Source organism: Vibrio sp. RW, assembly GCF_027587105.1.
GTDB classification, from domain to species: domain Bacteria; phylum Pseudomonadota; class Gammaproteobacteria; order Enterobacterales; family Vibrionaceae; genus Vibrio; species Vibrio toranzoniae.
In genome coordinates, this window is the sequence record NZ_JAPPTM010000008.1 from 64,099 (window position 1) to 78,161 (window position 14,063).

9 protein-coding genes are annotated in these 14,063 nt (G+C 46.1%); 5 read left to right on the top strand and 4 right to left on the bottom strand.

Annotated elements, in window-relative coordinates:
- Positions 1–140: 140 nt before the first annotated feature.
- Together OCT63_RS09370 and tldD are read left to right on the top strand one after the other, a co-directional pair.
- Entirely contained in the window at positions 141–953 is an 813-nt protein-coding gene (locus tag OCT63_RS09370; protein WP_060467094.1) for a carbon-nitrogen hydrolase family protein, read from the top strand.
- Positions 954–972: 19 nt separating this feature from the next.
- Positions 973–2,418, top strand: a complete 1,446-nt coding sequence (gene tldD / locus OCT63_RS09375; protein ID WP_060467095.1) for a metalloprotease TldD — start codon at positions 973–975, stop codon at positions 2,416–2,418.
- A 125-nt stretch (positions 2,419–2,543) separates the two neighbouring features.
- Here tldD and OCT63_RS09380 read toward each other — a convergent pair whose 3' ends face one another.
- Positions 2,544–3,923 carry a PhoH family protein gene (locus OCT63_RS09380; protein ID WP_060467096.1) on the bottom strand — a complete coding sequence of 460 codons (1,380 nt, stop codon included), beginning with the start codon at positions 3,921–3,923 and terminating at the stop codon, positions 2,544–2,546.
- Between the two features lie 467 nt (positions 3,924–4,390).
- On the opposite strand from OCT63_RS09380, the gene rapA reads away from it, so the two are divergent.
- Positions 4,391–7,300 (top strand): RNA polymerase-associated protein RapA, encoded by a 2,910-nt coding sequence (rapA, locus tag OCT63_RS09385; RefSeq protein WP_269983639.1) that lies wholly within the window; start codon positions 4,391–4,393, stop codon positions 7,298–7,300.
- 111 nt (positions 7,301–7,411) lie between these two features.
- Here rapA and OCT63_RS09390 read toward each other — a convergent pair whose 3' ends face one another.
- Positions 7,412–8,689, bottom strand: a complete 1,278-nt coding sequence (locus OCT63_RS09390) for an NRAMP family divalent metal transporter (RefSeq protein WP_161688116.1) — start codon at positions 8,687–8,689, stop codon at positions 7,412–7,414.
- Between the two features lie 154 nt (positions 8,690–8,843).
- On the opposite strand from OCT63_RS09390, the gene OCT63_RS09395 reads away from it, so the two are divergent.
- Both OCT63_RS09395 and OCT63_RS09400 read left to right on the top strand, forming a co-directional pair.
- Entirely contained in the window at positions 8,844–9,578 is a 735-nt protein-coding gene (locus OCT63_RS09395) for a pseudouridine synthase (RefSeq protein WP_161688118.1), read from the top strand.
- Positions 9,579–9,615: 37 nt separating this feature from the next.
- A complete protein-coding gene (locus OCT63_RS09400; protein WP_161688120.1) occupies positions 9,616–10,578 on the top strand; it encodes a D-2-hydroxyacid dehydrogenase in 963 nt (320 codons plus the stop codon).
- A 133-nt stretch (positions 10,579–10,711) separates the two neighbouring features.
- Here OCT63_RS09400 and OCT63_RS09405 read toward each other — a convergent pair whose 3' ends face one another.
- Positions 10,712–11,149, bottom strand: a complete 438-nt coding sequence (locus OCT63_RS09405; protein ID WP_161688122.1) for a universal stress protein — start codon at positions 11,147–11,149, stop codon at positions 10,712–10,714.
- Between the two features lie 110 nt (positions 11,150–11,259).
- On the bottom strand, positions 11,260–13,839 hold the full coding sequence (locus OCT63_RS09410) for a TRAP transporter permease (RefSeq protein WP_077679924.1): 2,580 nt from the start codon (positions 13,837–13,839) through the stop codon (positions 11,260–11,262).
- Between the last annotated feature and the right edge of the window lie 224 nt (positions 13,840–14,063).

Sequence of the window (14,063 nt, forward strand, 5' to 3'; positions counted from 1 at the left end):
ACGAGTTGTTTATTGGCGAGTTAGTTAATTGATGAGCTAGTTAAATGACGAGCTAGTGCAGACGGCCGTCGCTTAATAGGGTAAGTGGTTAATACGGTCAATGCTGGTTTCTGAATCAAATGAATGGAGGAGTAATACGCATGGATTGTGTTGGATTGATTCAAATGACATCTGGCCCTAACCCTGAGCTAAACTTTGATTATCTTGTTCAAGAAGTTGCAAAGTGCAAAGCTTTAGGGGCTAAGTGGGTGGTTTGTCCTGAAAACGCGTTAGTTTTTGGTAGCAAGGCTGATTATCACAAATATGCGGAACCTTTAAATAATGGTCCATTGCAAAATAAACTGTCTGAGTTAGCAAAACTTCATCGAGTTTGGATCGTAGTTGGCAGTATGCCAATAAGTACGACAGAAGGTGTGACGACCACAACCTTGGTGATTGATGATTTTGGCAGTTTAGTGACTCACTACGACAAGTTACACATGTTCGATGTGGATGTCGCTGATGCACACAAGTGTTATCGAGAGTCCGATATTTTTACGCCGGGTGACCGAGTTGTGACAACGGAAACGCCTTTTGGTCGCTTAGGTTTGAGTATTTGTTATGATGTGCGCTTTCCACACTTGTATTCAGAGTTACGTAATCAAGGTGCGCAGATTATCGTTGTACCCGCAGCGTTTACCGCAGTGACAGGTCAAGCGCATTGGGAAGCATTATTGAGGTGCCGTGCGATCGAAACACAGTCGTGGGTTGTCGCGGTGGGGCAAGGGGGCAAACATCCTTGCCAAAGAGAAACATGGGGACACTCAATGGTGGTTGATCCATGGGGACGAGTGGTCTCACAGTTAGGCCAAGATCCTAAAAGTATGGTGGTTGAGATAGACACATCCAGTTGCGAATCTATTAGGCAAAATATGCCCATCGCGCAACACTCTCGATTTACCAATCAATTTTAATTACAAACAAGAGCCATTTATGAGCATTAATCAAATTGAAGAAGCGCTACTGAACCCAACAGGGCTTACGGAGCAGAATATCGCAGATACATTGGCGAGCATTGCTACCCGCCAAATTGATTATGCTGATATCTACTTTCAGTCAAGCTGGCACGAATCTTTGGTGCTGGAAGATAGCATTATTAAAGACGGCTCTTTCAATATCGATTGCGGTGTCGGTGTTCGAGCGGTTTCTGGCGAAAAAACGGGCTTTGCTTACGCGGATCAAATTCAACTGGATGGTCTTAAACAGAGCGCGATTGCAGCTCGTGGTATCGCGAAACAAGGTCAAAACGGCAAGGTACAAGCGTTCAAACGTAACTCTAACCAAACTTATTATGATGCGGTAAACCCATTAGCAAGCTGGGAAAAACAACAAAAAACAGAACTACTGAAATCATTGGATGCTTACATTCGTACTAAAGAGCCTATGGTGACTGAAGTATCGGTAAGCCTAAGTGGTGTGCATGAGCAGATGCTGGTTGCCGCGACAGACGGCACTTACGCTGGTGATATTCGTCCACTAGTTCGTCTATCAATCAGTGTACTTGCGCAGAAAGGCGATCGTCGTGAGCGCGGTAGCGCGGGTGGTGGTGGCCGCTTTGGTTACGACTTCTTCCTAAGTGATGACCACGGTACTCAAGTTGCTTACCAATTTGCTGACGAAGCGATTCGTCAAGCTCTCGTTAACCTTGAAGCGGTGGCTGCGCCTGCTGGTGCAATGCCTGTGGTCCTTGGTTCGGGTTGGCCGGGCGTTCTTCTACATGAAGCCGTAGGCCACGGTTTAGAAGGTGACTTCAACCGTAAAGACTCTTCGGTATTTTCTGGTAAAGTTGGCGAGCAAGTAACGTCAAGCTTATGTACGATTGTCGATGACGGCACATTGACCGATCTTCGTGGTTCATTGAATGTGGATGATGAAGGTGTTAATGGTCAGTACAACACGCTAATCGAAAACGGCATCCTAAAAGGTTACATGCAAGATAAGTTGAACGCTCGTCTAATGGGTGTAGCTCCTACAGGTAATGGTCGTCGTGAGTCTTACGCGCACCTTCCAATGCCACGCATGACCAATACCTACATGCTACCGGGTGAGCACACGCCTGAAGAGATCATCGCAACGGTTGAGAAAGGGATCTACGCACCAAACTTCGGCGGCGGTCAAGTTGATATCACTTCTGGTAAGTTTGTGTTCTCTGCTTCTGAAGCGTACATGATTGAAAATGGCAAGATCACTCACCCAGTGAAAGGCGCAACGCTGATCGGTTCTGGTATTGAAGCAATGCAGCAAGTGTCTATGGTCGGCAACGATCTAAGCATCGACCGTGGTGTTGGTGTGTGTGGTAAGGCTGGTCAAAGCGTGCCTGTCGGTGTTGGTCAACCAACATTGAAACTAGACTCGCTAACCGTTGGTGGTACTGAGTAATTCAGGCTAACCCCGTTTGATTAGAGTTTCAGCTTCTTAACAGTTAGAAGCTAGAAGCTAGAAGCTAGAAGCGCCTCCAATGTGAGGCGCTTTTTTGTTTTGGGGCTGTGCTAATGCATAAGCTCTTACATGTTCTCTTCAGCAAACTCTGCCAGTCGGCTACGTACTACGCCATTGAGGTGGATATTGGCGCTGCCTTCGAAGTTTTTAAAACGCTCAACCATGTAGGTTAAACCAGAAGTCACAGGGGTTAAGTAAGAAGAATCTATCTGCGCTAGGTTGCCAGAACAGACAATCTTGGTCCCTTCACCACAACGAGTGATGATGGTTTTAATTTGTGAAGCGGTGAGGTTTTGACATTCATCCAGAAGCACAAAGGCATTCTGGATTGAACGGCCACGCATAAAGTTAATCGATTTGAACTGAATGTTGGCTTTGTCACAGATGTACTTCATTGAGCCCTCAGTGCAGTGGTCGTTCTTGTGCAGCGCTTCCAGTGTGTCGGTCACTGCCGCTAACCAAGGCAACATCTTCTCTTCTTCGGTACCCGGGAGGAAACCAATCGACTCACCGATATCGGGTGTGTTTCGGGTTACGATGATCTTATCGAACTGTTTACGTTCGATGGTTTGTTCAAGCGCAGCAGCCATGGCTAACAGTGTCTTACCGCTACCCGCGGCGCCAGTGAGAATCACCAGATCAATATCAGGGTCGAGCAGGGCATCGATCGCCATACCTTGATAGATGTTCTTTGGTGTAATGTCCCATGCTCTACGGTTCATTAACCGTTCTCGGCTTAGATCGCGAAGCGTGATCGTTTCGGCCTCAATCTCTTCGACTCGAGCGGCAAAGTCACTCTCTTCGTCAATCACATATTGATTGAGAAAGGTGGGCTCGAAAGGTGCTCTTGCCAGAGTATGTAAGGTTTTGCCCCCCAAGCTTTTACTTTCAACGTTATCGATACCATCCCAAAAGGATCCTTCGAGTTGTTGAAAGCCTTTGGTGAGGTATTGGATGTCATCAATCAGCTGATCGGTTTGATAATCTTCAACAAAGCGAACACCAGCGCCTTTGGCTCGTAAGCGCATGTTGATGTCTTTGGTGATCAGCACCACTTCGCGTGGCGCGCGTTTATTCTGAAGATAGAGGACAGCGTTGAGGATTCGGTTATCGCCAGCTTTATCGTCGGCGAAGGCCTTAATGCTTTCTTGAAGTTCGTAGTCAGCGAGTATGGAAATACTGCCGGATGCGTTTATTTCTTTAGAGAAAGGAATGCCTTCCGAAATTTGATCGGGTGTGGCTTCCCTGAACAGATCTTCGAGCGTGCGAATCGCAATTCTCGCATCTCGAGCAACGTCTCTTTTACTGTCTTTGATTCTGTCGAGTTCTTCTAGCACTGTCATGGGAATCACGACATCGTGCTCTTGGAAAGAAAATATAGCGAAGGGTTCGTGAAGTAGGATATTGGTGTCTAAAACAAATAGCTTCCGGTTGGTCTCGCCCATAGCATCTCCTTGCCGACGTGCGGCTTGCCTTGCATTCATTGAACGTAGATAAAGCTCATATAAAGATTAGTATCTGATTCTGCAGATAGTCAACTACTTACCTAAACTTCATCTTGAGGAACAGCGCCATATTGTTGTCGATGAATATGGCGTATTCGTTTGAGAGCAGCAATCTGCTACCTATAGATTAACCATGATTTTTTTACAGTTTGATTGCACTAGCGAAAACAGAAAAAAAGCATGAAATCATCGCCTTTAGGCGTGACCTAAATCACAGCATCGAGTAAGATTAGCGACCTTTTTCTGCACCATTTCCTCAAGATATTTATTATCTAGAGTGCACTTAAAAAGTGGCTGCAAACTAGGCGTTTTTGGCTATATTTTCAGTTCGGGAGTGAGAACGCTCGTGTTTAAAAATGCAGTTAAAAAAGACCAAATTCCAACTATAAGATTGAGGTAGTCGATTCATGACATTTGCTTTGGGGCAACGCTGGATAAGCGATACGGAGAGCGATTTAGGTTTAGGTACCGTTGTAGCAATGGATGCTCGCACAGTGACACTAATGTTTGCAGCGTCAGAAGAAAACCGTGTCTATGCACGTACTGATGCTCCCGTAACCCGAGTAACGTTTAATGTAGGCGATGTCATCGAATGCCAAGAAGGTTGGTCTCTGTCTGTCGAAGAAGTTATCGAAGACAAAGGACTGCTAACCTACTTAGGTACTCGCGAAGATACCCAAGAAACAGAAGTCGCTCTGCGTGAAATCTTCTTAAGCAATCAGATCCGCTTTAACAAGCCACAAGATAAACTGTACGCAGGTCAAATCGACCGTATGGATAACTTTGTGCTGCGTTACCGCGCGCTAAGTAATCAATACCAACAACACAAGAGCCCAATGCGTGGTCTGTGTGGTATGCGTGCAGGCTTAATTCCTCATCAGCTGTACATTGCTCATGAAGTCGGTCGCCGTCATGCTCCACGTGTTTTACTGGCCGATGAAGTTGGCTTAGGTAAAACCATCGAAGCGGGTATGATCATCCACCAACAGGTGCTGTCTGGCCGTGCTGAACGTATTCTGATTGTGGTGCCTGAAACTCTGCAACACCAATGGTTAGTTGAGATGATGCGCCGTTTCAACCTGCACTTCTCTATCTTTGATGAAGAGCGTTGCATCGAATCTTTTGCTGAATCAGATAACCCATTTGATACTCAACAATACGTTCTGTGTTCTCTGGATTTCCTACGTAAGAGCCGCAAGCGTTACGAGCAAGCACTTGAAGGCGAGTGGGACTTGCTGGTTGTCGATGAAGCGCATCACCTTGAGTGGAGCCAAGACAAACCAAGCCGCGAGTACCAAGTGGTGGAAGGCTTAGCGGAAAATACGTCTGGTGTACTACTGCTAACCGCAACCCCAGAGCAATTGGGTCGTGAGAGTCACTTTGCACGTCTACGCTTGCTGGATCCTGATCGCTTCTACGATTATGAAGCCTTCGTTGAAGAAGAAGACCAATACGCCCCGGTTGCTGATGCAGTAACGGCACTGTTTTCTGGTGTGAAGCTGGAAAACAGCGCGAAAAACCAGATTACAGAACTGCTGTCTGAGCAAGATGTTGAGCCTCTATTCCGCGTTATTGAAGGTGATAGCAGTGAAGAAGAGCAAGCAATAGCTCGCCAAGAATTGATTGATAATCTTATGGATCGCCATGGTACCGGTCGTGTTCTTTTCAGAAACACACGTGCTGCAATCAAAGGCTTCCCTAAGCGCAATGTAAACTTACTTCCGATGGATATCCCAACGCAGTACACAACGTCGATGCGTGTATCGGGCATGATCGGTGGCAAGATGGCACCAGAAGCTCGTGCAATGAAGATGCTGTACCCTGAAGAGATCTTCCAAGAGTTTGAAGGTGAAGACTCAAGCTGGTGGCAGTTCGATTCACGTGTGAATTGGTTGATTGAAAAGATCCAAGACAAGCGCAGCGAAAAGATCTTAGTGATCGCTTCGCGTGCGAGTACTGCTTTGCAATTAGAGCAAGCACTGCGTGAGCGTGAAGGTGTGCGTGCAACCGTATTCCACGAAGGCATGTCGATTTTAGAGCGTGATAAAGCGGCGGCTTACTTTGCTCAAGAAGAGGGCGGCGCTCAGGTTCTTATCTGTAGTGAGATCGGTTCTGAAGGTCGTAACTTCCAATTCGCGAACCAACTAGTAATGTTCGATCTACCGTTCAACCCTGACTTGCTTGAGCAACGTATTGGTCGTTTGGACCGTATCGGTCAACTGCGTGATATCGATATTCATGTTCCTTACTTGAAAGGGACATCACAGGCGATTCTTGCGCGTTGGTTTGATGAAGGTCTGAATGCATTCGCAGAAACTTGTCCAACGGGTCGCACGGTTTACGACAAGTACTCTGAGGTGCTTATCGAAATGCTGGCTTCTGGTAATACAGAGCAGCTTGATGAAGTGATTGAAGAGTCTGCCAAGCTAAATCAAAGCCTAAAAGCGGATCTAGAAAAAGGCCGCGATCGTCTACTCGAGATGCACTCAAACGGCGGCGACAAAGCGCACGACATTGCAGAAAAAATTGCATCGACTGATGGCGACACCAACCTAGTAACCTTTGCACTGAGCCTGTTCGATACCATTGGCTTGAACCAAGACGACAAGGGTGAAAATGCGCTGGTTGTAACGCCATCTGAGCACATGATGGTACCAAGCTACCCAGGTTTACCTTACGAAGGCGCAACCATCACGTTCGACCGTGATACAGCGCTTTCTCGTGAAGACATGAACTTCATTAGTTGGGAACACCCTATGATTCAAGGCGGTATTGATCTGCTATTGAGTGAAGGTGTCGGTGCGTCAGCGGTATCACTGCTGAAAAACAAAGCGTTGCCAGTGGGCACTATCTTGCTTGAGCTGGTTTACCTTGTGGATGCGCAAGCACCGAAACGCAGTGGTATCAGCCAGTTCTTACCTAAGACGCCAATTCGTTTGATGATGGATGGTCGTGGTAACGATTTATCTGCTCAGGTTGAATTCGATAGCTTTAACCGTCAGCTAAGCCCGGTAAACCGTCACTTAGCAAGCAAGCTAGTAAGCTCGGTACAAGGTGAGATTCACAAGCTTATCGAAGCGGGTGAGACGCATGTACTGCCGAAGGTTGAAGAAGTGCGCCAACAAGCTCAGAAGGATATGCAAACTAACTTAAACGGTGAGCTAGAGCGTCTACAAGCGCTTAAAGCGGTTAACCCTAATATCCGTGATGAAGAGCTAGAGGTAATCGAAGCTCAAATCAACGAATTGACAGGTTACATCAGCAAAGCTCAGGTTCAGTTGGATTCATTGCGCTTGATTGTGGTTTCTCACAACTAGTTTTGAATTAGCGAAATGCTTCAACGAAATAAGGCCTTCATCATGAAGGCCTTATTTTTATCTCGCGTTTGAAAGGTATTTTGGTTGTTGAAAGGTGTCATTGCAGAGGAATTACATTAACCACTTCCACCAAACAAATACCGCTAGGAAACCAAATAAGTAAACAAGACCCGCAATTGACAACCATTTCAGTTTTGCACCAATCGCCAGTGCTTCTGGTAGTTTGGCTTTGCTTACCAAAATGAAGTTAAGCAGCGCGAAGAACGGTGTTGTTGCAAACGCAAGCACCATCGCAAAATCAAGCATAGGCATTAAAGCAGCACTGAAGAACATCACGATGGAGAGTGCTGCGAGAGAGACGATGACGATCCAACCCTGTAGCATTTTTGGGCTGCTTTCTTTTTTAAGCAATAGACGTTGTGATTCAGCAAGCACGCGTGAGTAGCCATCGATAACGGTAATCGTACTACCAAAGATACAGAAGAAAGCGATAAGAGCGATCAGTGGACGAGACCACTCCCCAATGGTAGAGGCGTAAATGCCGACTAATTGGTGAGTGAAGCCAACGCCAGAACGAGACAATTCAACACCTGAACCGTGAAGGACCAGAGCGCCTAAAGCAACAAATACCAGTGCCAGTAATGCCGTGCCAATATAACCTATGTTGAAGTCGAATAGCGCTGATTGAGCGGTTACTTCTTGTTTCTCTTTTTGGCTCTTTAGCCACATTGAGGTGATGCTTGATATCTCGATAGGCGCCGGCATCCAACCCATGGTTACCACGATAAAACCAATCGCAGCCAATGACCAAGGCGACGGCGGAACAAAAGCCGCGTCAGGTTCGACTGGAGAGCCGATAGCAATGGCAACGGCAGCCAAGGTTGTGATGGTCAGGATCGCCATGATCGCTTTAGATAGCGTATCAAGCGCGCGATAATGGCCAGCAAACAGAATGATCAAACAGGTAGCTAAAACGATCATGCAAAGCGTGCTGATCGCTAGATCAAAAGGAACGAAGTAGCTAAGTAGGCTCGCACTGAATAGTAACAAAGCGGCCGTGTTCACGACGGCGGAAATGGTGCTCAGTATCGAAAAGATCACTAGATATGGGCGGCCTAGGTTAGAGTAACCTTCAACTAAACTTTGACCTGTGCCTAGCGTATATTGGATGCCAGCTCTAAAAAATGGATACTTAAATATATTAACGAGGATAATAAGAGCAGCGAGCTGCCAGCCATAAATGGCACCTGCTTTGGTTGAGGCAACTAAATGAGAGCCTCCCACCGCCGCCGCAGCCATCATAATGCCTGGGCCAAGAGACTTAATTAAGCTTGATAGGGGAGTAGAGGTTTGTGCTTTTTTTGTGGTTGTTTTAACCGTATTTTCCATTATTTTTCCTTTAATGCTGACTTCTTATTTTCCTTTCCCCTATCAATACCATGTTTTGTAAGGCCGTCAACTTTTATGTACGAAAATGTTGAAAATCGTATTTATAAATAAACGAGTTAAGCATAATTTATTTACCAGCAATTAAGAGGCTCTAATGGCGTTAGAAGAGTACACACCACCACGTGAACCGTGGATTGATATTGTTTATCAAGATGACGATATTCTTGTGGTGAACAAGCCAGCAGGTCTGCTTTCGGTGCCTGGGAGATTACCAGAGCATTACGACAGTATGTGGAGTCGGTTGGTTGAGGAGTTTGCTGATATTCAAGTCGTGCATCGATTGGACATGTCGACATCGGGCTTGATGCTGCTCGCTAAACATAAGCAGTCCGAGCGTCATTTGAAGAAGCAGTTCCAATATCGACTGACCCATAAGCTCTATTACGCACGAGTATGGGGAAAGGTGGAAGGAAAGGAAGGCGTGATCGACCTTCCACTTATTTGTGATTGGCCAAACCGCCCTAGGCAGAAAGTGTGTTTTGACGAGGGCAAGCCATCACAGACTCGGTATGTGGTGGAGCAAGAAGAGGCTCAAACCACCTTGTTGAAGTTACTACCGATTACCGGTCGTTCTCATCAGTTGCGTGTGCATTGTATGGAAATAGGGAATCCAATTGTGGGCGACGAGTTTTATGCAACGCCTGAAGCGTTTGAGTATAGCGATCGGCTGGCTTTGCATGCGTGTGAACTGAGCTTCTATCATCCGGCGAATAATCAACGGTTCAAAGCCTTTGTTCCTTGCGAGTTTTATCCTCAAGCTTCACCACAAATTGAACAGCACTTTGAAATTGCGCCAGAGCTTCCAGACTACAGTAAGCTAAAAGCTTAGAATAAGACCATTCAATCGACTGAACCAAGGAAGTACAATGCCGAAGTTGAAAGTGGTTTTTCTCGACCGAGCCACCATCCCATCTCAAATTACTTTAAAACCTCTTAGCTTTGAGCATCAGTGGGTTGAGTATAATTTCACCGCGCCAGAGCAAGTGTCTGAGCGAATTGAGGGAGCGGATGTAGTCATCACCAATAAGGTCGTGCTCAACGAGAGTAACCTGCAGCAAGCGCAACAACTCAAGCTCATTGCTGTTTCAGCGACGGGTGTGAATAACGTTGATGTTGATTACTGCAATGAGAAAAACATAGCAGTGGCCAATATCCAAGGTTATGCGACTCAATCGGTGCCCGAACATGTTATCGCGATGCTATTTGCGTTAAAGCGTAACCTCGTCGGTTACCATCAAGATATTGAAGCGGGAGCGTGGCAGAAGGACAAGCAGTTCTGTTTCTTTACTCATCCGATACAAGACGTGGCGGGGAGTACATTGGGTTTAATGGGCAGTGGCAGCTTAGGGCAAGCCACCGCGGTTCTTGCAAAAGCCATTGGCATGAACGTCATCTTTGCTGAGCGTAAAGGGGCTGAATCTTGTCGAGAAGGTTACTTGCCTTTTGAGGTTGTGTTACAGCAAGCGGATGCGATCAGCTTACACTGCCCATTGACTGAAGCGACTCGAAATCTGATCTCGAAACAAGAGCTAGCAATGATGAAACCAAGCGCGGTACTCATTAATGCTGGGCGTGGTGGATTAGTGGATGAGCAAGCCTTAGTGGAGGCTCTGAAAAGTCATGAGATTGCTGGCGCGGGGATGGATGTATTCACACAAGAACCGGCAGACAACTCGAATCCACTGTTAGCTAACAGTCGCTTAGCTAATTTACTGCTGACACCTCACGTGGCATGGGGTAGCGATAGCTCCATTCAAAAGCTGTCTGATATCTTAATGGATAACATCGATGAGTTTATTGCGGGTAAGCCACAAAATCTTGTTGGTTAATTGAGGTTGTATTCAGCAGTCTGTGCTTGATGAAGTAGAAATAAAAAAGGTTGGCTTTTAGGCCAACCTTTTTAAGTCTTTTATTTCAGCTCGACAGGGCTTATTAGATTACTAGCTTATTAGCCATTAGCCATTAGCCATGAGGCTTAACTACCAATACATTGATTGGCGAGTTCTGTACCACTTTGCTCGCAACAGAACCAAGCATAACTTTGTCAATTTTTGAACGCTTATGACTCGGCATCACGATAAGGTCGGCGCCAAGCTTTTCTGCGTAATCTAGAATTGTGGTGTAAGCCTTGCCTTCGGCAACGTGAACCTTATACACAACATTATCGTCGATGTGCTTGTTTGCAAACTCTTTGAGCTGATTTTTAACATCAATCTTCATTTGGTTCGCCGCATCTTTCGGGAAGTAAGATGCAACCATTGACATGTGAATGCCCGGTAGTACGTTTAAAATGTGGATTTCAGCATTACTGTGTTTTGCGTGCCATACCGCTAGCTCGACTGCTTTATCAGAAAAGCCTTTGTCGTTAAGATCGACAGGAACAAGGATTTGTTTATACATGTCTTCGTCTCATTTTAAGCAGCGCCCAGTCGTATTCCCTAAGCGCTGTCATTATTTTTTCCATGTAATCAAAAAGCCAAATAGAGTTGAGCGCTACCTGGCTCTATCCATTACGCGCTAATCTCATCCTTACGAGCACGTCGTCTTTGGTTCATCGCTAAACCAATTAAAATGAGTAGGGCCGGTAAGAATACCCACTCTTTCATTGGTCGTTCTGCATCTTGGATTACAGATTTAATTTCCCAATCAAAGTCAATTCCAGCGGCTTCAGCTGGGCTACCAAACTCAACCATATCGACAATCATCTTGCCTTCAGTTTCTGTCAGCATTAAGCCCATTGAAGCGATGCGGTCTTCACTTGTTGTTGCAGAATCTTCAAATGGAAGACGAACTGTTTTCTCAGAATAGTCACCTTCTAAGTTCTCGCCACCCACTCTTAACTCGACAGATTGTCCCACAGATAGGTTTTCTGTGATTTGAGCTATCTCAACTCCAGGTGAAAGAACTTTCGCTGGATAGATCATGTCCCACCAGAAACCAGGGCGGAAGAACGAGAAAGTCAGAACCAACAATAGTATTGTTTCCCACCACTTGTTTTTGGTAAACCACCAACCCTGTGTCGCGGCGGCAAATATAAGAACCGCAGTCACAGAAGATAAGATGGTTAGCGCCAAATGCCACCATGAGTCAATGCCCATCAATAGTAGCTGAGTGTTGAAAATAAACATGAATGGTAAGATCGCAGTACGGATATCGTAGGTGAAACCTTGAATACCTGTGCGAATTGGATCTGATTTCGCAATCGCTGCCGCTGCAAATGCCGCGAGACCAACCGGAGGCGTATCATCCGCAAGAATACCGAAGTAGAACACGAACAAGTGAACGGCAATCAGTGGAATGATTAGGCCGTGCGCTGCGCCTAGGGTAACAATTACTGGGGCCATCAGTGTTGATACGACGATATAGTTTGCTGTGGTTGGTAAGCCCATGCCTAAGATTAAGCTGATTACCGCAGTAAATAGCAACATAAGAATGATGCTACCACCTGAGATAAATTCAACGAAGTCGGTCATCACAAGGCCGATACCGGTCAGCGTTACCACACCGACAACCGTACCAGCCGCCGCTGTTGCGACACCGATACCGATCATGTTACGTGCGCCAGAAACCAAGCTCTCTGCTAAGTCTACGAAGCCCGCTTTAGTTTGTTCAGCAAGATCGTTCGATTTGTTCATCAGAGTCATTAAAGGACGTTGAGTGAGCAAAATGAAGATCATGAATACCGTTGCCCAAAAGGCAGAAAGACCTGGGGAGAATCGTTCTACAGTCAGGCACCAAACAAGAACCACGATAGGCAGTAAGAAGTGCAGGCCAGATTTAATGGTTGGGCCTGGATCTGGTACTTCGGTTAGTTCGGCATCGATGTCCATGCCACCTTCAGCGGCGTATTTTGCTGATACGCGAACGAGAGCAACATAAGCAATCAATAGCGCAACTGTCACTATTGGTGTCGCTGCATCGCCAAAGACATCTTTTGTCCAGCCGACACCGTAGTAAACAGCAGCACTGATCACACATAGCCCAAGAATGGTACCAGTGAACGAAAGCAGGCTGTGCAATATCGTTGGCGTGTGGCGACGAGGTAGGCCAGTCATACCTGCTTTACATGCTTCTAAGTGAACAATGTAAATTAGGGCGATGTAAGAGATAAGAGCGGGCAATAGCGCTGCTTTAATAACCTCGACGTACGAGATACCTACATATTCGACCATTAAGAAGGCCGCGGCACCCATGATTGGTGGGGTTAATTGACCATTGGTTGAAGCGGCAACTTCTACAGCTCCGGCTTTTTCACCTGAGAATCCGACTCTTTTCATTAGAGGGATCGTGAAAGTACCCGTCGTTACCACGTTAGCAATAGATGAACCAGAAACTAGACCGGATAGGCCAGATGCAACAACGGCTGCTTTTGCTGGGCCGCCTTTCATGTGGCCAAGCAGTGAGAATGCAACCTTGATGAAGTAAGCACCAGCACCAGCACGTTCTAGCATTGCACCAAACAGTACAAACAAGAATACAAATGACGTTGATACGCCAAGAGCTACACCGAATACACCCTCTGTTGTTAACCACAAATGCGACATCGCCTTATTTAGGCTTGCCCCTTTATGGGCAATAACGTCTGGCATGTGTGGACCGCCAAAGGTGTAAAGTAGAAATACTGCTGCCACAACCATAAGAGGTGGACCCAAAGCGCGTCGTGTTGCTTCCAGCAGTAGAACCATACCAATGACAGCCGCAACAATATCGAATGTTGTCGGGGCCCCCGAACGACCGGCAAGCTCAGTATAGAAAATATAAATATAAGAAGCTGAAAAACTACCAGCAAGTGCTAATACCCAATCGACAGCGGGGATGCGATCCCGAGGTGAGTTTTTCAAGGCTGGGTAAGCGGTAAAAGCTAGAAAAATAGCAAACGTCAGGTGAATTGCTCGAGCTTCGGTATCATTTAGAATAGCGAAGTTAAAAATAAACGGTAGCGGAGATGCATACCAAAGTTGGAACAGTGACCAACATAAAGGCACAAACCATAAAATACGGCCTTGGATACCGCGAGGGCTACGCGCACCAGTGTCTGATTGTGCCACCATTTCTTGCACATCTGGAGACGGTGATGTTGTCTGCGTCATGTACTTTATCCTTATTATTGATGGTCTGCCTTTCTTGAGAACAACGAGACGTTACTTATTCCCTATCTAGTGTAGTGAACTGACAGGGAAATGCGTCTTTGTTTGTCTTAGGCTTGATATGAAGGTAAGTCCTCCAATTTGGAGAAACTTAAAGGCTTGTCATTTTTCTCTTAGGTTATTTTTATAAACACGGAAAGCCAATAAGGAGAGCGTGCCTCCTTATT